At 42.9% G+C, this 25,361-nt stretch carries 28 protein-coding genes, 1 tRNA gene and 1 pseudogene; 17 read left to right on the top strand and 13 right to left on the bottom strand.

All coding sequences use genetic code 11. The features are described from left to right. Positions 1 to 5: 5 nt before the first annotated feature. Positions 6 to 764: an LmeA family phospholipid-binding protein gene (locus tag ACQY1X_RS06110; protein ID WP_002777666.1), complete on the top strand. Its 759-nt coding sequence runs from the start codon at positions 6 to 8 to the stop codon at positions 762 to 764. 154 nt (positions 765 to 918) lie between these two features. On the opposite strand, the gene yidD is transcribed toward ACQY1X_RS06110, so the two are convergent. Next, positions 919 to 1,149, bottom strand: coding sequence for a membrane protein insertion efficiency factor YidD (gene yidD, locus ACQY1X_RS06115; protein WP_002732315.1), 231 nt, complete (start codon positions 1,147 to 1,149; stop codon positions 919 to 921). 55 nt (positions 1,150 to 1,204) lie between these two features. Here yidD and ACQY1X_RS06120 point away from each other — a divergent pair, with 55 nt between their 5' ends. The 9 genes from ACQY1X_RS06120 (at position 1,205) to ACQY1X_RS06160 (ending at position 8,260) form a co-directional block, all read left to right on the top strand. Continuing rightward, the gene (locus tag ACQY1X_RS06120; RefSeq protein WP_016516894.1) at positions 1,205 to 1,891 is read left to right on the top strand and encodes a diacylglycerol/polyprenol kinase family protein; all 687 of its coding nucleotides are present in this window, start codon (positions 1,205 to 1,207) and stop codon (positions 1,889 to 1,891) included. 81 nt (positions 1,892 to 1,972) lie between these two features. Next, positions 1,973 to 2,845: an aldose epimerase gene (locus tag ACQY1X_RS06125; protein WP_430015485.1), complete on the top strand. Its 873-nt coding sequence runs from the start codon at positions 1,973 to 1,975 to the stop codon at positions 2,843 to 2,845. A 63-nt stretch (positions 2,846 to 2,908) separates the two neighbouring features. Further along, positions 2,909 to 2,980 (top strand) — tRNA-Lys (locus tag ACQY1X_RS06130). Positions 2,981 to 3,009: 29 nt separating this feature from the next. Continuing rightward, positions 3,010 to 3,612 (top strand): tRNA (adenosine(37)-N6)-threonylcarbamoyltransferase complex dimerization subunit type 1 TsaB, encoded by a 603-nt coding sequence (tsaB, locus tag ACQY1X_RS06135; RefSeq protein ID WP_430015486.1) that lies wholly within the window; start codon positions 3,010 to 3,012, stop codon positions 3,610 to 3,612. Positions 3,613 to 4,029: 417 nt separating this feature from the next. Continuing rightward, entirely contained in the window at positions 4,030 to 4,827 is a 798-nt protein-coding gene (locus ACQY1X_RS06140; RefSeq protein ID WP_430014649.1) for an IS5 family transposase, read from the top strand. Positions 4,828 to 5,198: 371 nt separating this feature from the next. After that, positions 5,199 to 5,432 carry a hypothetical protein gene (locus tag ACQY1X_RS06145; protein WP_069475514.1) on the top strand — a complete coding sequence of 78 codons (234 nt, stop codon included), beginning with the start codon at positions 5,199 to 5,201 and terminating at the stop codon, positions 5,430 to 5,432. 246 nt (positions 5,433 to 5,678) lie between these two features. After that, positions 5,679 to 5,837 (top strand): hypothetical protein, encoded by a 159-nt coding sequence (locus tag ACQY1X_RS06150; RefSeq protein WP_430015487.1) that lies wholly within the window; start codon positions 5,679 to 5,681, stop codon positions 5,835 to 5,837. Between the two features lie 145 nt (positions 5,838 to 5,982). Further along, on the top strand, positions 5,983 to 6,357 hold the full coding sequence (locus ACQY1X_RS06155) for a Pepco domain-containing protein (RefSeq protein ID WP_430015488.1): 375 nt from the start codon (positions 5,983 to 5,985) through the stop codon (positions 6,355 to 6,357). Further along, positions 6,350 to 8,260: an SUMF1/EgtB/PvdO family nonheme iron enzyme gene (locus ACQY1X_RS06160; RefSeq protein ID WP_430015489.1), complete on the top strand. Its 1,911-nt coding sequence runs from the start codon at positions 6,350 to 6,352 to the stop codon at positions 8,258 to 8,260. Before ACQY1X_RS06155 ends, ACQY1X_RS06160 begins: the two co-directional genes overlap by 8 nt. A gap of 360 nt (positions 8,261 to 8,620) precedes the next feature. Here the strand turns inward: ACQY1X_RS06160 and ACQY1X_RS06165 are convergent. Next, positions 8,621 to 8,869: pseudogene (locus ACQY1X_RS06165) on the bottom strand (DUF4277 domain-containing protein); the annotation flags it as partial. A 326-nt stretch (positions 8,870 to 9,195) separates the two neighbouring features. Here ACQY1X_RS06165 and ACQY1X_RS06170 point away from each other — a divergent pair. Next, positions 9,196 to 10,134 carry a hypothetical protein gene (locus ACQY1X_RS06170; protein ID WP_002753938.1) on the top strand — a complete coding sequence of 313 codons (939 nt, stop codon included), beginning with the start codon at positions 9,196 to 9,198 and terminating at the stop codon, positions 10,132 to 10,134. 72 nt (positions 10,135 to 10,206) lie between these two features. Here ACQY1X_RS06170 and ACQY1X_RS06175 read toward each other — a convergent pair whose 3' ends face one another. The 4 genes from ACQY1X_RS06175 to ACQY1X_RS06190 form a co-directional block, all read right to left on the bottom strand. Further along, positions 10,207 to 11,130 carry a glycosyltransferase gene (locus tag ACQY1X_RS06175; RefSeq protein ID WP_430014188.1) on the bottom strand — a complete coding sequence of 308 codons (924 nt, stop codon included), beginning with the start codon at positions 11,128 to 11,130 and terminating at the stop codon, positions 10,207 to 10,209. A 92-nt stretch (positions 11,131 to 11,222) separates the two neighbouring features. Continuing rightward, a complete protein-coding gene (locus ACQY1X_RS06180) occupies positions 11,223 to 11,921 on the bottom strand; it encodes a nucleotidyltransferase family protein (RefSeq protein ID WP_002777672.1) in 699 nt (232 codons plus the stop codon). A gap of 92 nt (positions 11,922 to 12,013) precedes the next feature. After that, complete coding sequence (locus tag ACQY1X_RS06185) at positions 12,014 to 13,039, bottom strand: dehydrogenase (protein ID WP_123230218.1); 1,026 nt, start codon at positions 13,037 to 13,039, stop codon at positions 12,014 to 12,016. Positions 13,040 to 13,076: 37 nt separating this feature from the next. Further along, the gene (locus ACQY1X_RS06190; protein ID WP_002732320.1) at positions 13,077 to 13,712 is read right to left on the bottom strand and encodes a D-sedoheptulose-7-phosphate isomerase; all 636 of its coding nucleotides are present in this window, start codon (positions 13,710 to 13,712) and stop codon (positions 13,077 to 13,079) included. A gap of 601 nt (positions 13,713 to 14,313) precedes the next feature. On the opposite strand from ACQY1X_RS06190, the gene ACQY1X_RS06195 reads away from it, so the two are divergent. The 4 genes from ACQY1X_RS06195 to ACQY1X_RS06210 all read left to right on the top strand — a co-directional run bounded on the left by ACQY1X_RS06195 (position 14,314) and on the right by ACQY1X_RS06210 (position 18,800). Further along, complete coding sequence (locus ACQY1X_RS06195; RefSeq protein WP_002777674.1) at positions 14,314 to 14,973, top strand: D-glycero-alpha-D-manno-heptose-1,7-bisphosphate 7-phosphatase; 660 nt, start codon at positions 14,314 to 14,316, stop codon at positions 14,971 to 14,973. Next, entirely contained in the window at positions 14,970 to 16,196 is a 1,227-nt protein-coding gene (locus tag ACQY1X_RS06200) for a glycosyltransferase family 4 protein (protein WP_103111310.1), read from the top strand. The genes ACQY1X_RS06195 and ACQY1X_RS06200 overlap by 4 nt, the downstream gene beginning before the upstream one ends. A gap of 82 nt (positions 16,197 to 16,278) precedes the next feature. Beyond that, positions 16,279 to 17,397, top strand: a complete 1,119-nt coding sequence (locus ACQY1X_RS06205; protein WP_002794615.1) for a glycosyltransferase family 4 protein — start codon at positions 16,279 to 16,281, stop codon at positions 17,395 to 17,397. Positions 17,398 to 17,612: 215 nt separating this feature from the next. Next, complete coding sequence (locus tag ACQY1X_RS06210; protein WP_430015490.1) at positions 17,613 to 18,800, top strand: RNA-guided endonuclease InsQ/TnpB family protein; 1,188 nt, start codon at positions 17,613 to 17,615, stop codon at positions 18,798 to 18,800. A 49-nt stretch (positions 18,801 to 18,849) separates the two neighbouring features. Here the strand turns inward: ACQY1X_RS06210 and purQ are convergent, their stop codons facing one another. After that, the gene (purQ, locus tag ACQY1X_RS06215; protein ID WP_002732490.1) at positions 18,850 to 19,548 is read right to left on the bottom strand and encodes a phosphoribosylformylglycinamidine synthase subunit PurQ; all 699 of its coding nucleotides are present in this window, start codon (positions 19,546 to 19,548) and stop codon (positions 18,850 to 18,852) included. Positions 19,549 to 19,633: 85 nt separating this feature from the next. After that, positions 19,634 to 19,891 carry a phosphoribosylformylglycinamidine synthase subunit PurS gene (gene purS, locus ACQY1X_RS06220; protein WP_002732994.1) on the bottom strand — a complete coding sequence of 86 codons (258 nt, stop codon included), beginning with the start codon at positions 19,889 to 19,891 and terminating at the stop codon, positions 19,634 to 19,636. Positions 19,892 to 19,922: 31 nt separating this feature from the next. Here purS and ACQY1X_RS06225 point away from each other — a divergent pair, with 31 nt between their 5' ends. Continuing rightward, positions 19,923 to 20,306 carry a Fur family transcriptional regulator gene (locus ACQY1X_RS06225; RefSeq protein WP_002734059.1) on the top strand — a complete coding sequence of 128 codons (384 nt, stop codon included), beginning with the start codon at positions 19,923 to 19,925 and terminating at the stop codon, positions 20,304 to 20,306. 88 nt (positions 20,307 to 20,394) lie between these two features. Here ACQY1X_RS06225 and accD read toward each other — a convergent pair whose 3' ends face one another. The 3 genes from accD to ACQY1X_RS06240 all read right to left on the bottom strand — a co-directional run bounded on the left by accD (position 20,395) and on the right by ACQY1X_RS06240 (position 22,425). After that, complete coding sequence (accD, locus tag ACQY1X_RS06230; protein WP_002734108.1) at positions 20,395 to 21,345, bottom strand: acetyl-CoA carboxylase, carboxyltransferase subunit beta; 951 nt, start codon at positions 21,343 to 21,345, stop codon at positions 20,395 to 20,397. Positions 21,346 to 21,364: 19 nt separating this feature from the next. Continuing rightward, positions 21,365 to 21,514: a hypothetical protein gene (locus ACQY1X_RS06235; RefSeq protein WP_002753920.1), complete on the bottom strand. Its 150-nt coding sequence runs from the start codon at positions 21,512 to 21,514 to the stop codon at positions 21,365 to 21,367. A 101-nt stretch (positions 21,515 to 21,615) separates the two neighbouring features. After that, positions 21,616 to 22,425: a prepilin peptidase gene (locus ACQY1X_RS06240; RefSeq protein ID WP_430014192.1), complete on the bottom strand. Its 810-nt coding sequence runs from the start codon at positions 22,423 to 22,425 to the stop codon at positions 21,616 to 21,618. A gap of 245 nt (positions 22,426 to 22,670) precedes the next feature. Here ACQY1X_RS06240 and ACQY1X_RS06245 point away from each other — a divergent pair, with 245 nt between their 5' ends. Continuing rightward, positions 22,671 to 22,973 carry a YkvA family protein gene (locus tag ACQY1X_RS06245; protein WP_430014193.1) on the top strand — a complete coding sequence of 101 codons (303 nt, stop codon included), beginning with the start codon at positions 22,671 to 22,673 and terminating at the stop codon, positions 22,971 to 22,973. A gap of 244 nt (positions 22,974 to 23,217) precedes the next feature. On the opposite strand, the gene ACQY1X_RS06250 is transcribed toward ACQY1X_RS06245, so the two are convergent. Together ACQY1X_RS06250 and ACQY1X_RS06255 are read right to left on the bottom strand one after the other, a co-directional pair. Further along, positions 23,218 to 24,345 carry a lamin tail domain-containing protein gene (locus tag ACQY1X_RS06250; RefSeq protein WP_002734271.1) on the bottom strand — a complete coding sequence of 376 codons (1,128 nt, stop codon included), beginning with the start codon at positions 24,343 to 24,345 and terminating at the stop codon, positions 23,218 to 23,220. 206 nt (positions 24,346 to 24,551) lie between these two features. After that, complete coding sequence (locus ACQY1X_RS06255) at positions 24,552 to 25,211, bottom strand: phosphoribosyltransferase (protein WP_002732903.1); 660 nt, start codon at positions 25,209 to 25,211, stop codon at positions 24,552 to 24,554. Between the last annotated feature and the right edge of the window lie 150 nt (positions 25,212 to 25,361).

Raw genomic sequence — 25,361 nt, forward strand, 5'->3', positions numbered from 1 at the left:
CACCTATGAGAGATATGACAGCAGGCGTGTTTGGTAGCTTACCTTTTCCCAATCAGAGCGGCGATCAACTCATCAGTAAAGTGGTGAGTGCTGCGATCGCTGCATTATTCAAACGCACAGGCAAGCTGACAGCGACTGTCCGCGCCGAACCCGTAGCCAAATTACTGCAAGGCAGTATCGACGGTTTTGACTTTATCGGTCAGTCGATGCTCATGTACAATGGCCTACGCATCGAAGCCATGGAATTGTATGTGCAGGCAGTGGCGATCGATTTTAGTGCCATTTTTACCGGACAGGTGAAACTCCGTCAACCGACGCGGGCCACTTTGCGGGTAGTTTTAACGGAAGACGACTTAACCACCTCTTTTAATACACCTTTTATTGTCGAAAAACTGCAAAGATTAGAGTACGAAGGTAAATCAATTCACTGTCAGAACACAGAATTAATTCTCAATGACGATAAAACTTTAACTCTCAAAAGTCTAATTAAATTGGCAGAAGAAGAACCAATTCTGCTAGAAATGACCACGGCTGTGGTTGTGGAAGAACGGCGAAAAATTCAATTTGTTGATGTGGTTTACCAAGGGGACGAAAGATCGAAAGCTTTAGGAGAAGCTTTAATCAGCCATGTTAACAACCTTATGGATTTAGATAAGTTTGCTCTCGATGGTACTCAATTAAGGGTCGATCGACTACGTTTAAAAGATAAACAGATTATCTTTTATGGTATCGCCGATATCGAGCGTTTTCCCAAAAGAAAATAGGCAATCATCAACGGGTCTAAAAATATCAAGAGTTTTACAGACTTTACCCTAAAGATGAAGTATAACCTAGTTTGCTATTGACTCCTGAATCCTGACTCCTGAATCCCCAAAACGAAAACTTCTTATCTCCCCATTGAGATAACTGCTGTGGCTTTTAATCGTGCTTGTGGCTACAGGGAGGCACAGGATCGTAACCTCCGGGGTGAAAGGGATGACAACGGAGAATACGCTTAATTGCTAACCAAGAACCCCGTAGCACACCAAAGCGATCGATCGCTTCTATGGCATACTGGGAACAGGTGGGTTGAAAACGACAGGAAGGGGGAAATAGTGGCGAAATAAACCGTCTATATCCCTCAATTAAGCCAATAAAAATTCCTTTCATCAATGTCACCTCGATCGCCTAAACTAAATAGATAGTCAATTTTCGCTTTTGCCACGTGGAACTATCCCACCCTCTCCTATTTTCGATCAGTTTAGTCGCCTGTTACCTAGCTGTTCTGATTCTGATCGCTGAAAAATTAAAAAGTGTTTTCAGTACCGATGGCGAAATTACCCGCAAAGTTGTCCACATTGGCACAGGAAACGTCATCCTTTTTGCCTGGTGGTTAAATATCCCCGCTTGGGTGGGAATAAGTGCGGCCATCCTAGCGGCAATTATTGCTATCCTATCCTATTTTTTCCCCATTTTGCCCAGTCTTAATAGTGTTGGTCGCCGCAGTTGGGGAACTTTTTTTTATGCTGTTAGTATCGGTGTTCTTGTGGCTTATTTTTGGCCAATTTCTCACCCCGAATACGCAGCAATGGGTATTTTAATTATGGCTTTAGGAGACGGATTAGCAGCCCTAGTCGGACAAAATTTCGGTCAACATCCCTACAAAATTTTCGGCAGTGGCAAAAGTCTGGAAGGTTCCCTGACTATGTTAGGAGTCAGCTTTCTAGTCAGCTTGATTATTTTATCTTTTGTTAATGGCATTAATCCGCCAATTATTCTAGTATCTTTATTGACAGCGATCGGAGCTACTATTCTAGAAACTTTCTCGAAACTGGGTATAGATAATCTCACTGTACCCGTTGGTAGTGCCGCCATTGCCTATTTTCTTACTCAAATTTTCATCTCAAGCTAGTCTATCTCAGCTTTCAAACTACCGAAGAACGATGATATTCACTGGTAACTGATCACTGGTAACTGATAACTGATAACTGATATGACTTTTACGATCACTCAAAACCAAAATCAATACCTTACCTATTGTCTCAAGGATGAAGAGGCTGACGCTTATCTGGAAGTGGTTCCCGCTAGAGGAGGAATCATCACCCGTTGGCAAATTTGCGGAGAAGATATTTTCTATCTGGACAGAGAAAGATTCAAAGATCCTAACCTCAGCGTCCGCGGAGGAGTCCCGATTTTATTTCCTATCTGCGGCAACTTACCCGATAATACCTATCAATACCAAGGCCGAAACTATAGCCTCAAACAACACGGATTTGCTCGTGATTTACCTTGGCAAGTCAGCAAACAAAGCAGCGAAACCGCCGCTAGTTTAACCCTAGAATTAAACAGTAATGAAGCCACTCGTCAAGTCTATCCCTTTGATTTTCAATTAATCTTTACCTATCAACTGCAAGGAAACAGCCTCAGAATTCACCAAAAAGTAATCAATCTTTCCCCCGAAAAAATGCCCTTTTCTATCGGATTTCATCCCTATTTTCAAGTCACCGATAAAACCCGATTGTCCTTTGATATTCCCTCCTCCCAATACCTCGACCAACGCACGAAAACCTTCCATTCCTACTCTGGTAACTTTGACTTTAATCTCGAAGAAATTGATGCCGCTTTTCCGCAAATTACGCGCCATCAAAGTAGTTTTAGTGATTCTTATCATCAGCGCCAAATTGTCCTCAGTTACGACGATCTCTATACAACTATAGTTTTTTGGACTCTGAAAGATAAAAATTATATCTGTCTCGAACCTTGGAGCGCTCCCCGCAACGCCCTTAACACAGGCGAACATTTGACCTACCTAGAACCCCAGAGCAGCCGCGAGGCGATCGTGGAAATGCGAGTCAATCAAATTTAAATTACCCCTTGACTTAGCCTCGATAAGATGTTATATTGATGAATCGTGTGCAGAACACGAAACGGGTCGCTAGCTCAGCGGTAGAGCACTCGGCTTTTAACCGATTGGTCTTGGGTTCGAATCCCAGGCGACCCATAAAAACTTACTGATACAGAAAGATCGACTTGTATTCCCCTGTCTATGGATTAGCTTTGCATACCAGCAGTCCCCAACTGGGACTGGCCCTCTCTAATTTCAGGGATGATAGTCGTCAACAAACTTGGGACTTAGACAGGGACTTATCGAACCTATTCCACCCCTATCTAAAACAGTTCCTAGCCCCGCAAAAATGGGCAGATTTAGCCTTTCTCGCCACTGCTAGGGGTCCGGGTAGCTTTACCAGTACCCGCATCGGTATAGTCACCGCTAGAACCCTAGCACAACAATTACAGCTACCGATTTTTACCGTCTCCAGTTTAGCGGCCTTTGCTTGGTCACAACGGGATTTTTATCCCCTTGATACCTATCTAGCCCTAGAAATGCCCGCCACTAGGGGACAATTGTATGTGGGCATCTATCGGGGTAATCGGGTTTATTTAGCTGATAGCCTGATGACTTTGGAACAATGGCAGCAGACCTTAGAAAACTTAACTATTTCCTATCAAAGATTACCTACACCCAACTATTTAGGCATAAATGCCCCCGCTATCCTCGATTTAGCCCATTTGGATTGGCAAACGGGAAAACGCCCCCATTGGTCGGAGGCGCTACCATTTTACGCGATGTGATTGGGGTTTGCGGCAAAAAGTTTCTCGTGGGGTGTGGGGTGTAGGGTTTTACCCATTTTCAGGGGGTCAATTACCTAATTTTCGGGGAAAAAGTACCTGAATTTTCCCCCTGATCACTCCCACGCCTGGCACTTTTGGATTTCAAAAAGGTCTAAAAGTCTTACCCAACAACCCACATTCCGCACCCTAAGTGTCACAACGTCTCAAAAGAGGAAGGAGCGTGAGTCAAAATACTTATCTAGAGGAGTGAGTTGGCGGCAAGCTGCCGGCAACTAAGCCGAAAATTTCAGGGTTCCCCCAGTAATTCTCAATAAACAGTGCTTGTTGAGAATAGACCTCTTGCATAATTTTTTTATGGTATAACATAAGGTTTTGCTTTTTTCTCAATTCTTAGATTGAAGTGGAAAAAAGAATAAAATCGGTGTGTATAAACAAACATATAGAAAGATGGTAGAATCAGTAAAAAGTGTTGAAGCCGACTCTAATTCACCATCTAAAATGGGACCGAAACCTAAACTATCTATAGAAGAACAAGTTTTAGTAACGTTAGAATATTGGCGAGAATATAGAACATATTTTCACATTGGTACAAGCTGGGAACTATCAGAATCAACTATATGTCGGATTGTAAATAAGACGGAAAAAATGCTTTTACAATCGGGAAACTTCCGTTTAAAAGGAAAAAAAGCTTTACTCAATCAAGCAGAGATACCGGTCGTAACGGTAATGGATGTAACGGAAACTCCCATTGAACGCCCCCAAAAGAAACAGAAAGATTTTTTTTCGGGTAAAAGAGGTTATCATACTTTAAAATCCCAATTAGTAGCTGATCAAAATACAGAGGAAATTATCTGTGTCTTTTGTGGGAAAGGTAGAGGTCATGATTTTAGTTTATTTAAAAAAAGTCGAGTTCGTTTTCATCCTTTAACTACCAGCATAGAAGACAGTGGTTATCAGGGAATAGCTGCATACCATAGTAATAGTTATACACCGAAAAAGAAACCGAAAAATAGAAAATTAACAGAGTTAGAAAAAGAGTATAACAAGGCTTTAGCCAAAGAAAGGATTATCATTGAACATATAAATAGGAAACTCAAAACCTTTAAAATCTTATCCTGTAAATATCGGAATCGTCGTCGAAGATATAGTTTAAGAGTTAACTTGTTGGCGGCTATTTATAACTGTGAGTTAGGGATAGGTATAGCAGCTTCTTAAAAGTTGCCTAAAGATTAATTAAGTCAAGGAGAATTTATTCTCAATTTTTATAATTGAGATAGTTTGTGCCGCTTAAATAAAGAGGTTTTGATAACCAAATTAAAGCAGCTCTAAAGAGTTTTGAGTTAAAAGTTAAACTTCAAGTTTTCATTCAGGACGAATGTACTGATTAACTAATTTTTTGGGGAAAATTAGTTAACCCGTCATTATAACATATAATTAATTTGCAAGAGTTCTATAGACTTAGCTCTCAAATGTCAAGCTAATTTTATAATCAGTTACAATCAAAGAGACCTACAACCTATTGAAAAATTCGGCATTTTTATTTTAACACCCAAACAATTTTTACGATTACTAGGAGAAATCAAACCATGAAACTAAGCACCAACATTCCAGATGTTTTATATCAACAAATTGAAACCTTAGCCAATAAACAAAACATACCAGTAGAGCAACTGGTAACAATGGCTTTATCTGCCCAAATATCCTCTTGGATGACTAAAGATTATCTAGAAGAAAAAGCACAACAGGGAAGTTGGGAGAAGTTTCAACAAGCATTAGCTAAAGTTTCAGATAGAGAGCCAGAAGAATATGACAAAATGTAACACAATTCTTTTTTGGTAAATCTATAGAAAAATCCCAAGTTAAAGCTGAAATTGTTGCTGAATACTTTTGGGCTAAGGAGAATTTTTTATTCATGGTTCGCTTAATTTTTTAAGGAAAGGTTTTTAAATTTTTCTGTAACTTTTGTCCTGTATTGTTTCTAGCGAATAACTTTAGGATGGTACTCGAAGGTAGCTCGCTGTTCGGTCGTTCGTTAAGAAAAATGACTGGAAAGGTGATACTTGGTCATGCGTTTGGTAGCATGGCGGGAGAAGAAATGTAATTGTTATGGGCAAACCACAAATCGCCGTCCGAATTCCCCCACCTCTCCTCGCCGAACTCAACCAGTACGTCGAGCGGGTTGGCACGTCCAAGACGGATGTGATTGTCAGTGCGATCTCGCGTAGCGAGTGCCTTCGGCAATGCTGCTTACTTGGGCTGTGCCGAGACTGTACCGTTGAGTCAGAGGATGGCGGAGGTTGAGAGAAAGATAATGGAATTAGAAAGTTTGGTTAAAGGCAAGTGAAATAACATTTAGGGGAAATCAACACAATGACCGAAGATATTGCGACTCCCAGCAAAATATGGATTATTACGGGTGATGATCTTCAAAAAACGCCCACCGGCGCTAGAAGTAGCAGTGATATCGGGGGACAGATCGGTGAACAGAAAAGATCGCCCGAAGTTGCGGCCACCGAAAGAAGTCAAGTGGATGTGTCCAAACTGAAGCTAGAAATGCAGGGCTTTCTCAAAGCGATGCGGGAAATGCTCGATGAAGCCGATCCTCCAGGCACTAAAATCCGGCTCGATGAAGTGGAACTGTCTGTAGAAATTAATGGGGAAGGACAAGTTAGCCTGTTTGGGATCGGGGGCAAAGCAGGAGGTAAAGGAGCGATGACATTTAAGTTCAAGAGAAAAGATGGCTAAAAACTGGGTGATAGCGATCGGCATCAACGAGTATGACAACCTCAAGCCGCTGAAATACGCCAAGAAAGACGCGGAAGCGATCAAAGCTTGGTGTGAAGGGGAGGGAGGATTCGATCGCAGTGGGATATTTCTCTTTACCGAAGATTCTCCACCCATTCCTGCTAGTCCCCCCATTCCCACGCAGCTAACCCACGGTCGTCTCAAGCGGTTTCTTCAGAAGCAGTTCGAGACTCCCCTGCTTAAGTCTGGAGACAATCTCTGGTTTTTCTTTGCTGGTCATGGCAGGCGCTATCAAGACAAAGACTATCTGATGCTGCCGGATAGTGATCCGGGCAATGTAAGAGAAACGGCTGTATCGGTGGATTATGTCACCGAGCGGCTGCGGCGGTCTGGGGCGGATAACGTCGTACTATTGTTAGATGCCTGTCGAGATGAAGACAGCCGAGGCGGTCTGGGCATTGGAGAGGAGGAGCATCAGGGAGTCATAACCTTTTATTCCTGTACTGCCAATCAGCAATCTTGGGAGATCGATGAGTTACAACAAGGCTCATTTACTCATACGCTGCTGGAAGGATTACGGCGGCAAGGAGAAGCCAATTGTGCTACGGTCGAGCGTCTAGACGAATATCTGCGCCGTCAAGTCGAGCAAACTAACGCTAGATATGGGAAACCGAGACAGAATCCCTATCTGAAAGCAGAACCGCCCCACAAGCTCTATTTTATTTTGTTAGAACAAGTTGCCACGCTTAGGGACGTGCAACCCCTAAAGTATCAAGCTTCCTTAGCAGAAAATAGGGGCGACCTTGACTTAGCTGAACAGTTATGGATTCGTGTCTTAGGAGCATCTCGTGGCGATTTAGATGCGATCGAAGCTATCAAGCGCATCGCTCTAAGACAGTCACAATCGATCCGGCAAAGGGCGATCGAACGACGGCGACCGTGGTCTTCGATTCCTGCTACGGGTCGCGAATACGTCACGGGGTCCGAGGGAAATAGGTCATCGACCCCTAAACCTTCTCAAGAAACTGGACTCAAGGTATTTAACTTTGAGATCCTGGGAGTAAATGCGAAGGGTGAGCAAATCAAAAAAGAGTCGAAGCAGTCCCAATATTTCGCCCAAGATTTGGGCAACGGCATCACCCTAGAAATGGTCGCCATCCCGGGGGGTACATTCACGATGGGAACAGAAGACGAGGAAATCGAAAGACTGGTTAAAAAATTTAATTGGGAAGGATTTAGAAAGGAAAGACCACAACATGAAGTAACTGTCCCACCCTTCTTTATGGGCAAGTATTCCATCACCCAGGAACAGTGGAGAGCGATCGCTGCAACCGCTAAAATAGACATCGACCTAGAGACAAACCCTTCTAACTTCAAAGGGGATGAGCTACCCGTAGAAAGTGTCAACTGGTATCAAGCAACGGAATTTTGTAAACGACTATCAAGAGAAACAAAACGGGAGTATCGACTACCGAGTGAGGCGGAATGGGAGTACGCTTGTCGTGCTGGAACCACCACCCCATTCTACTTTGGGGAAACCATTACGGGGGAATTGGCCAACTACGATGCCAGCAAAACCTACGCCGAGGAAGCGAAGGGAGAATATCGAAGCGAAACAACTCCCGTGGGACAATTTCCCCCCAATGCCTTCGGACTGTACGATATGCACGGCAATGTCTGGGAATGGTGCGCCGATACTTGGCATGATAATTATGATGGTGCGCCGACGGATGGCAGTGTCTGGACAGAAAATGGGAATAATAATCATTCTTCTCTGCGGGGCGGTTCTTGGTCCAACTATCCGGATGACTGTCGTTCCGCTTACCGCGACTTCAACTTCCGCCGCGACCTCGACAACAGCTTCGGTTTTCGGGTGGTGTGCGGTGCTGGGAGGACTCTGTAACCCTTTTTCCCTTTTTTTCCCTTTTTACCCTCATTCCCTATTTTTTCTTTTTTCTTTTCTTTCCCGCCCTTAGGCGGGTCGATTTTTTTGAGAAAATGGCGTTAATGTTAAATTTTATTAAGGCAATGAAAGAATTAGCTGAAAATTCACCCGATCTCGCGTAGCGAGCGCGTTGCGACCAAAAGTCAACTTTTTGCCACTAAATACGGTGCTAGTTTCCTCGGTTTTCGTATTCTACCCGACCGAGTTCGCGTCAGGAATAGTAACCTTCATCGGGGTAGGAGAAGACTCAGACGATTGCAACAAGATTATGCGATCGGTACAATTGAATGGAAAGATGTAGAACGATCTCGCGTAGCGATGTTCGGTTCCTTTATCTTCAAAAAATTGAGGAAATAAATACAAGGCCCGGGAGACAAATCCCAATCCGTTCAGGATAATTGCTTTGACGACTTGCCCCGCTGTGACAATTTCTCCTCGCTCAATTGAGACTTGTTCGTTGATAATTTCAACGATTCCTATTTCATCGATAATTCCGGCTACTAATCCCAGATGGTCTAGATTTTTGACTTCAATTTCTGTTGATTGATTCCTGGTCGAACAGTCCACTCGTCTCAGTTTTCCAACAATTCCTATTTTTTCATAATTAGGGGTTTCAAGACCCCCCTAGCTGGTGCCGAGAAAACCTTCACCAGCTAAGTATTTTTACTCAAGTCTCTGGAGGGGGATAGCTTATGTGACAGTTGAAGGTGCGGAATGTGGGTTAAAAAACCTAGAAATCAGTTTTTAGGATGGTAAACAAGTTGAATATCGATTTTATTTCTCTTGAATTCCCACTCTTGATCTCTCAGCCTTCTGATCTTCCAGAAATTTTCCTTGTTGCCAGAGAACTATGATACAATGGCATCAAAAAATAGAGAAAAAATTTTTTTATCATGGACAAGGTGTCAACACCAAGCCTATCAATTGTTATTCCCACTAGAGAAGGATTCGCTGACCACTGGTTTAATGCGCTGACCGAGGTCAAGGGAGAAGTAGAATTTATCTTGGTTCATCCACCGGGAGCCCCTAAGTATCCCACTTCCGACCCTAGGGTACAGCAAATAGTCAGTCCCTTGCGGGGAGAAATTATTCAACGTGCCACAGGTTTGATCAATGCTACCGCTCCCTATACATTGACAATTAATTGTGATGAGTATATCAATCCCGACATTTCAGAAATTAGCCGTCAATACTTTTCCCGATTTCCTGATAGTTGGGTCATGAGACTTAGCCGGAAAGATGTTGAATTTGGTAAAAAAGAAATTCTAGAAGCTCCTTGGCTTTCACCAAAACCGATCGAAAAACTAGAAGTTTGTGGTAGGTCTCAAGGTAACTCTAAGCTATACGAACAAGGCAACTACCTATTGGAAATTCCCATTACTCCTATCGATAATAAATTTGACGTAATGTGTATTTTTAGAGGAAGAAGAGATCATCGAGGTCCGCATACAGAGAATTTTGACAAGAAGGTTTGGAAAACTTCTATAGCACAGGAAACCCTGAAGGATCTGGTGGGGTTAATGCCTTTTATGGGTCCGTTTAAGTATATTCCCTTTTGGTGTCTTGATCGAGTTTTGGGACTAGCTATACAAGCGAAGTTTTTTGAGCAAGGAAAAGGCAAAATTATTGGTCATCTCTTACCGATGCCAGAACAAATTCGTATTGAAAATAATCCACCTGAATACATACGATTTAATCGTTATGGTGTACTTTCTGAACTTTACTTAATCAGACGTTTTCCCCAATACGGATATATGTGGAATCTCGTTATTCCCAACATCTTAAATGTGCCGCGAATCTTTATTCGTTCTCGCTTGGGTAAAGAGGTATGAAATATCAGTCTATCTGTAATCTGTCAAGGAAGTAAGTATTAAGACTTGCTTCCTATTTTTTAGCTGTTAACCTTAATTTAGCTTTTTAAATATTTGCCTAATTTTAATTTTCACACCGTTGTAAAATTCTTCAAAAAATAGATTCCAAAAGTAGCCATACTGGGGAAATTGTTTCACTAACAACATCTCTACCAACACTAACAATCGCACTGTTTTTAAGGAATAAGGCCTAACAATATATCTGATTTGACCAGGTTCGGGCATCCAATGACCAATACAAGCACCTGTTTGAAAAAATTTAGCTTGAATATATAGTCCGATTGCCCTATCTAATCCCCAAAGAGGCAACCAAGTTAAAAGTTCCGCCATTCTTGTCCCTTGAAACATTTCTGTGAGAGCTTCTTTAACTGCTGGACTTTTCCAAATGGTATTATTAAAAGGTTCCACATGACTTCCATGAATGTCTTTTCTCTTAGCGTAGGGCCAGAGAGCAACTTTTATATCAAAATGATTTTCTAGAGGAGCAATGGGAACCTCTATCAAATCCTGATAGGAATCTTCTCTTTTTCTGGCAATCCTAAATTGCTCAAGAGATGGCAATTGCTGCCAAGGTCTTTTAATTTTTTCTTCATCTAAGTAGTTTATTTTTTCTTTAAACAAACGCAGCATCCAACTCTGAGGAAATTTCTCAAAGTATTCAAGAGTTAGGGATACAACATCCGGATGCACGAAGTCATCATCATCTAAAGCCAGTATATACTGACCCGTGGCGTTCATTAAACCGAAGGCTCTTTGAGGTGTTTCTCCTTTGTAGAGACTGTATAAAATTTTTACTCGTGGGTCAGCTATGAAGGCCGCAGTTGTGCCAGGAGGGTAAACTAAAATAAATTCTACATTTCCCTGCACGGATAAAAGTTGTTGTAACCAATATTCGGAAAAATTTCCGATGGTCGGGCTAACAATAGATAATATCGGTTGATTGAAACTAGCAAGCATCTCTGGTGAATTTATTGAGAAATAATTTGACGATACCAACACAAATTTGCTGAACTTAGGTGACTACCAAGACTCTCTCAAAAAAATACTTTTCAGATGAGAGATGGTAATTCTTGTTGACTCTTATTGTAATCTTGGGGAATGCCTATGTCAATAAAATATTCGTCAGAAATCAAGCCATACATGGGAATTTTCTCGGTATAAACTTTGAGAAAGTCGTCCTCAAAAGAAAATTTTGATGGCAGATCAAAGCTGGATAATATGTTTTTCCCTGCACAATATATGCCGCCATTAATATAGCCCTTATCTTGATATTTTTTGGATTCAAACCCGATAATTTTTTGGTCATCGTCTAGCAGAACATTATTATAACGATCAAAGTCAGTTAGGGGCTTCAGAGCAACAGTTATCAGGGATTTCTTTTGACTATGTAAATTAATTAAGGCGGATAAATTGACATTAAACAAGGTATCTCCGTTAACAATTAATGCTTGTTCGGTTTCAATTTTATTGAGTGCCAACCGGATTGCTCCTCCAGTTCCCAAGGGTGTATCTTCTATCAAATAAGTTAGCTCGTATTCCTTGTATTTATAACCAAAATGATCGATAATTTTTTGATGTTCATAGCCCACAGAAACTAAAAATTTGTTGGTAATTTTTTGAGATATTAAGTAATCTAATAGATATTCTAAAAAAGGTCTGTCGGCAACGGGAGCCATGGGTTTTGGTAAACTGTTGATCACCGATCGCAACCTGGTTCCTAACCCACCCGCCAGAATAATTACATCCATAGATACACCTCAAAAATTTGAATTATTGCCAATCTTTTAAAAACTATTTTTAGGGTTACAGGGATAATCCTTCCCCGTTGATGCTTGGTTTGCTATAATGTCCATGCTTGGGTTCCGTATTTGGTAAAATGAAAATTAATCACTTGGCCTCCTTCTGATTTCAAAGCTTTTATTACTTCGATTTTCTTGGTAGGATCGACCATAAAGATAATAAAACCACCGCCACCAGCTCCTGATATTTTGCCTGAATAGGCCCCGGTTTCCCTAGCTACCCGATAAATGCGATCAATCTGCGGATTACTAATTAATTTGGATAATTTCTTTTTCGCTTCCCAAGAAGTTCTCAGAATTTCTGCTATCCCCATAAAATCTGATTTAAGCAGTGCTTCTTTAAAGAGAATTGCCTCTTTTTTGAGTTGATGGGTAGCGGCGATCGCTTGTTCATTTTTTTCTTGGACATTCTGAATTTGATCCTCAATTACTTGAGATGAGTAGCGAGAAATGCCTGTATAGTAGAGGATCAGAGAGACTTCCAATTCATTGATCACCCAATTTTTAATCCGCAAAGGATTAACTATGACTCGATCTTGTTCATAAAATTCCATAAAATTAAAACCGCCAAAAGTGGCAGCGTACTGATCCTGTTTGCCCCCTAACCAGCTTAGATCAATTCGTTCGATCTCGTAGGCTAAATGGGCGATATCATACTCACCTAGGGGTAATTTTAACAGTTCCACAAAGGCTTTAACCATGGCTACCGCTAGGGTAGAAGAAGAACCTAATCCCGAACCAGCCGGCGCATCGGAAAAGGTAGTGATTTGCAGCGGCAAAGGTTGCCCTTGATTAAAGTCTTTAATCAAACGATTATAGACCGCTTTATGCAGATCGAGAACGCCGTTATAGAGGAGAGGAAACTGGAGGGTTTCTATTTGTTGTTCTCCTCGATCGGCGGCAACAAAAATGACTTGTTTGTCAGTAATTTCCGTGACTGTACAGTAGGCATAGAGATCGATAGTAGCGTTGAGAACGTAACCCCCATAAAGACTACAGTAGGGCTCCACATCGGTGCCACCACCACCTAAACCTAATCTTAAAGGAGCTTTGGTTCTGATGATCATAGGTAGGCTGTTTAGGTTGATTTTTTGCTAGGAGATTTTAGTTAGGAAAGAGCGCTTCTTCGATCGCTAAACAAATAGTATGGAGAACAAAACCATGACCTTCTTGAATGCGCGGGGTACTGGTACTAGGAATCATCAAACAATAATCGGTTTTTTGCTCTAGAGCTAATCCCTTCGCCCCAGTTAAACCGATGCTAGTGAGACCTTTTACTTGACAAACTTTGAGAGCTTGATGGATATTAGCGGAATTTCCCGAAGTGGAAATACCGATAAACACATCGCCAGGGTTTCCTTCCGCTTCTATCTGGCGGCTAAAAATATATTCGTAGCCATAATCGTTGGCAATCGCTGTTAAACTGGCGATATCGCTATTGAGGACGCGAACTGGCAAAGACTGTCTTTCTTTCAGAAATCGGCCGTGCAGCTCACCGCCAAAATGGATAGCATCGGCGGCACTGCCTCCATTACCAGCCACTAATACTTTGTGGTTATTGCGATAAGCATTGATACATACTTGGCAAATCTCTTGGATTTTTTCTAGATATTTTGTCTCGGTTAGTAGGTTTTTTTTCAGGACATAAGCTTCCTCCAATTCAGTCTTGATTAAAATTGACAGAGACGGATCACTCTGGAAACTATCCAATTTTTTGTTTGATTTTTCCACCATTGGCATAGGTTTGATTTTCCAATTTTTATTAGTTGAATAAATTTAACTCTCAATCATTCTGTCATTATATTGAATAGTATCAAAAGACGAGAATCGCTCTCCATTAATTGGGTATAAAACCCCTAGCACGGTAGAATTGATCACGGGACAAGAAAAACAGGCCAATGATAGTTCTAGAAAAACCTAGAGCGATCAAGTCAAAAGAGTGATTTTTTGCCAGTTATTCTGGGAATATACCACAAACGCCCCAACCCTAGCACAATTTGTTTTGTTTGTGAATAAACTTTTGATCTATTCTGGCCGAGACGAGGGATTTCTGAGCGGGGGTTCAACCTTTGCCAGTCTTGGCCTTTTGTTTGGCTGGACAAAAATGTTAACAATTCCTGACAATACCGCCGATATAATCAAAAGCCCAAAGGCCTGACGGCGTATAATATGCCCTGATTGCTATACCCTGACATCTAGATAGTAAAGAGAAGCAATTTAGCCGAGAAAACTAGCACAAATCGCGACAATCCCTCGAATTTTGTCTGTCCATCGGTTCAAGCTCTCGTCTCTGACAGAAGAACTGAGAATTCTAGTCCCCGACTCGAAAAAGTCCCACATAATGAATCCTTTCCCCGCAATTTCCGTCAATGACGGCCACCAGAAATACCCGTCTCCGCCACATCTTGGCAATTCTGACCGCGAAAGCGAAGATAGAGCAAAAAAGAACAAAGCCTTATTTCTCGATCGAGATGGGGTAGTTATTGACTATATTCCCTATCTGAGTAAACCAGAACAGGTGAGCATTCCCGCCGGGGCAGCGGCTGCCTTAAAACAGTGGCAGGATGCGGGTTATCTGCTGATCATCATCACCAATCAATCGGGACTTGCTAGGGGCTATTTCACTTGGGACGATTTGGCGGCGATTCACGGGCGTATGATTGAGGAATACCGACAATTGGGCGTGCATTTTCACGATCTTGCCATCTGCCCGCACCATCCCGACGAAGGTTGTCCCTGCCGCAAACCCTCCCCCTATCTGCTGCTGACAGCCGCCCAGCAATACGGAATTGACTTAGCCGGCTCGTTGTTCATCGGCGATGCGCCCAGTGATCTAGAATGCGCCCTAGAAGCTGGTTGTCAGCCCGTATTACTCTTAACAGGGCGAGGAAAAGTCACTTTTGGGGAGATCGAGAAATACCCAGTTGAGATTCCCGTATATAGCCAACTAAAGGAAACGGTAGAATTATTGTCAAAAACCGCTGCCGAACCAGAATTATGAGAATATTAGTCCTTTTTTGCAATAACTTTCCCTATCCACCTAGTCGCGGGGCAACGGAGGGGAGAACTTTTAACCTGATCAAATGTCTTCACCAAAACCACGATGTCACCCTGTTTGCTCGTCGGGTAGAAAATGTCACGGAAACTCAGATCGAAGAATTAAAAACCTTTACCAATCATCTTGTCTTATTTCCGCCCCAGGAAATTCCCGAACCAGGCAAGGGACTGACAAAACTAATCGGTCAAACAGGGCGCTTTCTGGAGGCAATAGTACAGATGACCCCTGCTAGTGTTCTTAGTTATCGTTCGCCGCTAATTCAAGAGCGAATAGATGAATACGTCGAGCAGCAAAAATGTGATGTAATTATCTGCGCTCAGAGTATCAGCGAGATTTTTATCCGGCCAGAATACCGTCAGCGAGTCAAAACCGTAGTAGATATTCACAGTTCCGTGTACGGTTGGACACGCAATCATTTGGATAGAGGAGCCTCCACCTATCCCCTGCGGGATTTTCTCTATCTGCCCCTACTCTATCAGTACGAAAAACGTTACTGTGCCAAGTTTTCGCAATTGGTGGCCACTACCGATTATGATCGCGAACAATTATTAAAAATCCTCCCGGATGCACGGGTGGATATCGTGCCTAATGGCGTGGATTTAGCCCTGTTTCCCTATCGTCCTCGGGATCCCGGCGGTCATAAATTGGTCTTTGTCGGTGCCATGAGTTCCACCCATAATATCGATGCCGCCCGTTTTTTTGTTTTAGAAGTCCTGCCAGTCATTCAACAGCGATATCCCGACACCACTTTAACCCTAGTGGGGGCCAACCCAGCACCGGAAGTTCTCGAACTGGCCAAGTATCCCGGTGTGAGGGTGACGGGAACCGTTCCCTCGACAGTGGAATATTTACACCGAGGAACCGTTTGTGTGGTTCCCCTGCGGGTGGGATTGGGAATCAAGACTAAAACTCTAGAATCCATGGCCGCGGGGATTCCGATTGTCGCCAGCGATCGCGGTTTAGAGGGTTTAACGGTGGCAGCAGCGGGAATTCCCCCTAGGGCGCTGCGGGCTAATAGTGTTGCTGAGTACGTTGCAGCGATCTCTAGGTTGTTCGATGATCCTTCTGTGCGAGAACAACTGTCCCATAATGGCCGGGCGATGGTGGAATCGGAGTACACCTGGGAGCGAGCGGGACAAAGATACGAGGAAATTTTGCAGGACTAATATTATTTCTTAACCCCGAAATTTCCCTCGAGACTGTTAGAGGGTTTTACCGCTATAAAAATTGATTTTTTGGAGCCTAATCATGAAAGTTTTAATAGTAGGAAATTACGTCAACGATCGGCAGATTAGTATTAATCGTTTTGTCGGTTTAGTGGAGAAAGGACTCAGACAAAAAGGACACGAAATTCGGCGAGTGCAAGCACAGCCTATTTTCGGTCAACTGAAGCCTTCTCCCCAGGGCATCGGCAAGTGGTTAGGGTACATCGATAAGTTAATTATTTTCCCAGTGCAGTTACGTCAGCAGCTTGATTGGGCTGATATCGTCTGCATTTGTGATCAAGCTTTATCCTATTTAACTCCCTATCTAAAAGATCGCAAATATTTTATCATCTGTCATGATCTGCTGGCCATCCGTTCCGCCCTAGGAGAAATTCCTGAAAATCCCACCAGTTGGACGGGAAAACAGTATCAGGCGATGATTTTGCGAGGATTAAAACAGGCTAAATATGTTGTCTGTTCTTCCGAAGCTACTCGTGCCGATGTTCTCCGTTTAACTAAAATTGCTCCCGAACAAACGGAAGTAATTGAGGATTGCTTGAATCAGGGATACAGTCCGATGACAAAAGCAGCAGCAGTAGCTCTGGTGGGCAAATTTAATATCAACCGTGATTATCCTTGGCTAATTCATGTCGGAGGCCGCCAATGGTATAAAAATCGATTGGGATTGCTGAAAATATTCAAGAGGTTAATCACTTTCTCTGGTCTGGAAAATTGCCGATTAATCCTGATGGGAAAACTTTTGCTGCCAGATATGCGAGAATTTGTTAATCAGAATAACTTGTCCGCACAAGTAATCGAATTAGGAACCGTCTCTGATGATGACTTACGCGCCTTTTATTGCCTAGCAACTGCTTTAATTTTTCCCTCCTTTCAGGAAGGATTCGGTGTTCCCGTGATTGAAGCTCAATCCTGTGGTTGTCCCGTCTTTACCTCCAATCGTCTCCCCATGACTGTTATCGCTGACGATGCGGCAGTGTATTTCGATCCCACCGAACACGAGGCTGCCGCTACTATTATTGCAGAAAATCTTCTCGCTCCCGATCGCCTGGAAGATTTGAGGCAAAAAGGTTTTATCAATGCCACTCGCTTTACTTACGAAAGAATGATCCAATCCTACGACCAATTATTGCCAAAATTGTAGTCTAGAGCTTTTTGGCGACTCATTAAGTACCTAAGCAAAATTAATTACACATTTCGATAAAGCTTTTGCCTATTGCCTTTTGCCTATCCTAACCAAGAAATTAATTTTGCACGACTACTTATCATCGAAAATTTGGGTCTGAAACCCCGCCGTTTTAGGTTGGCTTTGCTGTTAAATATTAGCGCATTTACAAAATATATGCTAAAATGTGAGGTATGGAAAAAGCCTATTCGTTTCGATTTTACCCCACACCCGAACAAGAGTCGCTATTGCGGCGCACTTTGGGCTGTGTAAGATTAGTTTACAATAAAGCTCTCCATCTCAGAACACAAGCATGGTACGAAAGACAAGAAAGAGTAGGATATGTTCAAACTTCTTCAATGCTAACCGATTGGAAAAAACAAGAAGAATTAAACTTTCTCAATGAAGTAAGCTGTGTACCTTTACAACAAGGGTTAAGACATTTACAAACAGCTTTCACTAACTTCTTTGCTGGTCGTACTAAGTATCCTAACTTTAAGAAAAAACATCAAGGAGGAAGTGCCGAATTTACTAAGTCTGCTTTTAAATTTAAAGACAGACAAATCTATTTAGCTAAATGCACAGAACCTCTACCTATTCGGTGGTCACGACAAATACCAGAAAGCTGTGAACCAAGCACAGTAACAGTCAGATTACATCCTTCTGGACGCTGGCATATCTCAATTAGATTTGATGACCCAACGATTAAGCCATTACCAGTAACAGATAAAGCCATCGGAATTGACTTAGGAATTAGTAGCCTTGTGATTACCAGCGATGGCGATAAAGTATCTAATCCTAAGCACTTTAAAAAGCATTATCGGAGACTGCGAAAAGCGCAAAAAAATCTTTCTAGAAAACAGAAAGGCTCAAAAAATCGGGAAAAAGCAAGAATCAAAGTAGCCAGAATTCACGCTCAAATCACCGATAGTAGAAAAGACCATCTACATAAGCTAACCACTCAATTAGTTCGTGAAAACCAAACGATTGTGGTTGAGAATTTAGCCGTTAAGAATATGGTCAAAAACCCCAAGTTATCTCAGGCAATATCTGACGTTAGTTGGGGAGAAATCACTCGACAATTAGCCTATAAATGCCTTTGGTACGGAAGAAATTACATCGAAATAGATAGATGGTTTCCCAGTTCTAAAAGGTGTAGTAATTGCGGGTATATTGCTGAGAAAATGCCGTTAAATGTTCGACAGTGGGACTGTCCAATCTGTGGGACACACCATGACCGAGATATTAACGCCAGTAAAAATATTTTGGCCGCAGGGCTTGCGGTGTCAGTCTGTAGAGCGACCATAAGACCAGAACAGAGTAAATCTGTTAAGGCAGGTGCGAAAAATCCTTCGGGAAAGAAGCAGAAACCCAAATCGTGAGGTTTGGGAATCGCCGTCCGTTTTACGGCGGCGAGGATGTCAACATTCCTCACATCAAAACAGCACAATTACCTGTTATCTCCCGAAATAACAAACTACCATCGGTCAAATTGAGCAGCGGATCGGCAGCCCGTTCGGGATGAGGCATCATTCCTAGCACATTTCCTGCTTTATTGGTAATTCCTGCAATATTATTTAACGATCCGTTAGGATTTCCTGACTCATTTACCTCTCCTGTGGGAGTACAGTAACGAAAGAGAATTTGTCCGTTATCCTCTAGAGATTTTAACGTATCTTCTGCGGCATAATAACGCCCTTCCCCGTGAGCAATCGGCAAATTAAGCACCTGTTGCGGTTGATAACCCCGCGTCCAGACAGATTGATTATTTTCCACTTTTACCGGCACTCGATCGCAAATAAAATGTAAATCGCGATTACGAATTAACGCACCAGGTAGCAGCCCAATTTCCGTTAATACCTGAAAACCGTTACAGATGCCTAAAACTAATTTACCTTTTTCGGCTTCTTCTCGGACAGTTTTCATCGCTGGCGAAAATCGAGCGATCGCACCACAGCGCAAATAATCGCCGTAACTAAATCCCCCCGGCACCACAATCACATCCACATCCCCTAGATCCGTCTCTTGATGCCAAATATAGCGGGTGGGTTGCTGAAAAATACCCTCTGTCACCGTTGCCACATCTCGATCGCAATTCGATCCGGGGAAAACAATAATCCCAAACTTCATAATTTTTAACTTGGTTAAGTTTTTTAGCAGAAGGTGACAGATAAATTTTAATTATTTGCCCTACCTCCCGTCTTCTGACTTCTATCTACTGACAATGCAAATCAAAGCGATAATTTTCAATTACAGGATTAGCCAATAGTTGATCGCACATTTGATCCAATTGTTCGCGGGCGCTGGTTTCGTCTGCTGCTGTCACGGTAAGCTCAATATACTTACCAATTCGCACCCCGGCCACAGTATCATAACCTAATTGCTTTAATCCCGACTCTACCGCTGTACCCGCCGGATCGAGAACCGAAGGGCGCAGGGTAACATAAATAAAGCACTGATAATTTTTTGGCATAGAATTAACTTTGATCGCTGACCTTTTTGATATGAAATCCCAACGCACCCGATCGCAAGAGCGCATTATCCACTTACTCAAAACCTTAAATCGGGCAGTATCCGCTCAGGAATTGTTTGTGGAACTCCGTCAGCGTGACCAAAACATGGGGTTAGCCACTGTTTACCGCGCCCTAGAATCCCTAAAATTACAGGGTGCAGTGCAGGTGAGAACCCTAGCCACAGGAGAATCCCTCTACAGTTCCGTTCAGCAGGATCAACACCATCTTACCTGTATTCATTGCGGTCGGTCTATCGTCTTTAATGAGTGTCCCGTTCATGAATTGGAAGAAAAACTCGAAAAATCCCACCAATTCAAGGTTTATTACCATACTCTCGAATTTTTTGGACTTTGCGATCGCTGTCAACCTAGCTAAGTGTGGTGTGTACTACATTTAAACTGCTGATCGGGAAAATTTTAGTACAAATGCTCGGGCTGGCAACTCCAGAGCCGTCTTAGAACAGTTAAACTGTTGTTTGTCCCTGGGCTGTTTTCAGGGGGATTAACTCCGGTTGACTGTATTGATGATGACTGTTGAGGGGGGATAACAAGGGGAAAAAGAGCTGATGTAAACTAATTAATTGAGCGAGGGTTTTCTTGAGATGGGTACGGGGAACGATCGCATCGACAAACCCGTGTTTTAACAAGTATTCCGATGTTTGGAAACCTTCCGGCAATTTCTCGCGCAAAGTCTGTTCAATTACCCGTTTACCAGCAAAACCGATAGTAGCCTTTGGTTCAGCAATAATAATATCTCCCAACATGGCAAAACTGGCCGTGACTCCTCCCGTGGTGGGATTAGTCAAGACGGGAATATAAAGTAACTTTGCTTCCCGATGCCGGTTAAGAGCGCCAGAAATCTTGGCCATCTGCATTAAACTTAACATTCCCTCCTGCATTCTCGCCCCGCCGGAAGCGCAGATGATCACCAGGGGTAAACTTTCATCGGTAGCTCGTTCCGTCAAACGACAGAGTTTTTCTCCCACCACCGATCCCATGCTACCCCCCATAAAACGGAAGTCCATCACCCCTAAAGCTAAGGGTAAACCGTCGATTGTCCCCGTTCCTGTCCGGACAGCATCCGTCAGACCAGTTTTTTCTTGGGTTTCTCGCAGGCGATCGCTATAACTTTTCCGATCGCGAAATTTGAGCGGATCCGTCGGTCGAATCTGTTCATCAAGGGAATTCCAAGTATTAGCATCCACTAACTGGCGAATTCTTTCTTCACTTTCCACCCGATTATGATGACCGCAATCGAGACACACCAGTTGATTAGCTAATAAATCCTTCGTATAGGCCAAAACGCCGCAATTGGGGCATTTTGTCCATAAACCGTCGGCTATTTCCCGCTCCTGTTGTTGTTGAACCTTGGGTTCTGTTTTTTGGCGATTTGCAAACCAATCAAATAGAGACATAGTTTAAAATAAAGATAATTTATCGACTTTCTTCTAGAGGACTTAATAACAAAAGTGCTGTCCAGCGATCTTGGGGACGTACTTGTAGAGCGGACTGATGACCCTGGCCGCAATAAATACCAGGGCCAATAGCGATAACGCGACTGGGGATGTCGTGAGCTTTGAGCATTTCCTGCAGCCAATCGGCTTACCCTAGACTGGGGGTTGTTCTAATGGTGATCCAAGACACGGAAGACTATTGTATCAAGATTTAATTACAGGATAACTTTTTTACAACAAAGGGAAAAAAATGGTTTGATAGGCTGAGATGATCTTATCACTCCAAAAGACACTCATCAGAGCGCCGAGGGCAAGAAATGGCCCAAAGGGTATAGCTTGTTTTTTCCCCATTTTACCAAGAAAAATGCCCATAATACCGATCCCTGCCCCAATAGCGCAGGCCAGAAAAGCGGTGACTAATAATGCTTGCCATCCTAACCAAGCACCGATCATGGCCGCTAATTTCGCATCTCCTCCCCCCATGGCCTGTTGTCCGAGAGCAAAACTCCCCCCCCACCGGATTAGATCAAATAACCAGACTCCTAAAACCGCACTAGCGATCGCTGAAAAAAGATAGACAACACTTTGATTATTTTGCCAACCTAAAAGAGTCTGAAAAACTATCCCTAAAACTAATCCCGATTGGGTGAGGGAGTTAGGAAGCGTCATCGTGTCAAAATCAATCAAAGCTAAAGCTAATAACCAACTGAGGAGAATCCAATAGCCGAGGGTCTGCCAAGAAAAGCTAAAATCTCCTAAAACCAGACAAAATAATAAACCAGTAAAAGTTTCGATCGCTGGATAACGGACAGAAATCGGGGTTCTACACCAGCGACAGCGACCCCCTAGCCATAACCAGCCGAAAACGGGTATATTCTCGCTTTTCCCCAACCTATGGTGACATTTCGGACAGTGGGAAGGGGGATAAACTAGAGATATCCCCTGAGGTAATCTATAGATGACCACGTTTAAAAAACTGCCCACCGAGGCACCCAAAGCGAAGACAAAGGCAAAAGTAACTAGATGAAAGAGGGTTTCCATCCTTAAACTGGCAGATAATTGATTAGTTTGTCATCGCCTATTATAGGTGATAAAGATGCCACTATCTCCCCTCTTAAGCATCCAGTAATAATATTTCAGGTTCATCCCTAAAGGTGAATTTTCTTCTGGGCTTTTTTAGTGGATAATTAGCGGGGATAACCCTACATAATGGGTGTAAAACCGCACTATCAGCCCCAAGGGGAACCTGACAAAATTAAACTATCGCAGTCAACGAGGACAAATTAATGAAACCGATTGTTGAATCTTTTTACAACTGGTACAGCAGCAAAATTACTCACCCTAAATATCGTTGGATTATCATTCTGGGAACTATGGTTTATCTTTTTAGCCCCCTCGATATTTCTCCTGACATTTTCCCGATTATTGGTTGGATCGATGATGGTATTGTCCTCACCCTTTTAACCACGGAATTATCGCGATTAGTTCTTGATTATCGCACTCGCCGTCCCGGGAGAGTAAATCATCAAACTGAAGTTTCTTCCCCAACCAATACCGTTGATACCGATGCTGTGGAAGTCAGAAGTTAGAATTCGGAAGTCTCAATTTTGACTTCTGAATTCAGGAGATTGCTGTTATTTACTCTCCCCCCGCAACGCCCACGAATTGGTCTCCTCACACCCCACAGCCCATCGGGAGCATCTCACCTTTGTAACCCCTAAATCAGGTTTTTATGTCAAGCTATTTTGAAAGCATTGCTAGAAACCAGTTTTATGGATAAGTATAATTACTCACTTGCATAAATGAGATGCTCTCCCCTCGCCCCGCGTTCGGTCAGCTTTTTTTAGTTCGAGCAATGCCATACGCCAGTGTGGAAATTTTCTTACCCATCGCATCATACAGGTTCAATTCATCGCCAGCGTCATTCCAAATAGCCGTTTTACTGGCAAAAGAAAAACCACCAGTTTCAGAATGTACTTCGTTGGTATAAACCCGAAAAGTCTTGCCAGACGCTAAAACAGTATTTGCTGGGAAAGTAAATTGCTGCCTGGCACTGCCGACCGAAGTGATTTTCCAACCTGAAATATTGACGGGATGATTGCCGCGATTGCTAAGCTCAACATATTCGTCAGATTGTGTTTTCTTAACCAGTCCTTTATAAACCAAGTTAGACATAAACACGTCATCCTCTGCGGTGATGCTAAACTCTTCTGTTTCGATGGTCTTCGGTTTAGGTGGCTCAGAAGTTGCTGGCGAAGGCGTAGGTTCAGACCGTGCTGGTGCATTTGGATTAATATAGTCTGCGGTTGCAATCAGCCCTTGATTACTACCAGTCATTACAATGTTGGCAGTGGCATTTGGTAATAAACTGATTGAATTGCCGTTGTTTTGATAAAGGGTTTTCACATTGCTAAACAATGGATGGCTTGGGCTGGTAACCGCTAGGCTACCACTGATGTTGTTATAAACGCCGTCAAATTTCAAACCAAAAGCTGTCAAAAACGTATTCCATTGACGCGCCTCTGCTTGGCTGCCACCATGCCCTGTGCCTGCGCAAAGATAGACTTTACCGCCGTTTTTGACATAATCAATTAATACTTGATTATCAACTGGGTCGCCACCTACAAAAATGGCATCATATTGAGCCAATGCTACCGCATTAATGGCAATGTTCATGCCTTTTGTCCAAGTATGCCCAGCACCAGTCATGGTACGCTCAAGCGTTGCGCCGACCAATCCAAAGTTATTGGACAAAACATGAAATTTTCCCTGTGTCGTTCCTACAAAATATGTGGCAACATTCAACGCAAAAGTCGCGGTATCAGATACCGATTGAAAACCAGCATCGCTTAAAACCCACTCGTCATTATGAACAATAATTCGACCATTGGCTGGTTTTTCGATTGGTACAAACACGGGGGCATCATCGCCGCCCGTAATGGTTGATTTTGATTTTGTCATAATAATTTTCTCCAATGACTAACTACATAATATACAGAAAAGTGGCTCTTCGGTAATTTTTATCCTACATTCCGCACCTAGTCATTGAAATCAACAGTTGCTCTAGCCCTTGTATAGTAAAACTTTTAGCGATTACTAAGAATTATGAAGTGTCACACTCTAGTCAGCGATCGCTGGTTTAATGAGAGTTTATCTAGCCCATCTCCCTAAACTGAAATCAAAGAACTATCGACGGTGGACAAAAGTGTTTGCACCTCCTCATCGCTGGTTTGGGAAAAGTCCTCGTACCAAAGAGAAATTGATCTCAATTCGTAGGGTTTATGTAGGCAAATTACTCGATCAACTAATTTTTCTAATTGATCACAGACTTCCGGCGGGGCAACAGGAACAGCAATAATAATAGCAGCGGGATTTTCAGCCTTAAGGGTCAGAATCGCCGCTTTAATCGTTGCTCCCGTAGCGATCCCATCATCTACTAGAATAATCGTTTTTCCCGTCACGTCCGGAAAGGGGCGTTCACCTCGATACAAACGATCACGTCGCTCTAATTCGATCATTTCTTCCTTTGCTACCCGTTCCATCATCGCCTCCGATAGGTGCAAGTCTTCAACAACACTTTCATTGATTACCCGCACCCCATTCTGACCGATCGCCCCAAAAGCTAACTCTTTGCGCTCCGGTACACCTAATTTTCGCACCAAACACAGATCTAGCGGTAAATGTAACCTTTGGGCAATTTCAAAGGCGATCGGAACCCCACCCCGGGGCAAAGCCAACACTAGCGCTCTAGCACTATTGGTATATTCTGTCAAGTAAATAGCTAACAGTCTCCCAGCCGACCGCCGATCTTTGAGCAGATAAGTCATAATGCCCTCCTAGGGGCTAATCCCCATGGGGATCCCTAGTTTCCCCTGCCTTTATTCTATATTTCTCCGCTCATCTCTAGGGGAAATGTTAAGAAATTTAGCGAAGGCTTGACATTTTTTCAGCTAACCGCAGTTTTTCCAGGCTGGAGA

Source organism: Microcystis protocystis FBCC-A270 (assembly GCF_050500235.1).
GTDB lineage: Bacteria > Cyanobacteriota > Cyanobacteriia > Cyanobacteriales > Microcystaceae > Microcystis > Microcystis ichthyoblabe_A.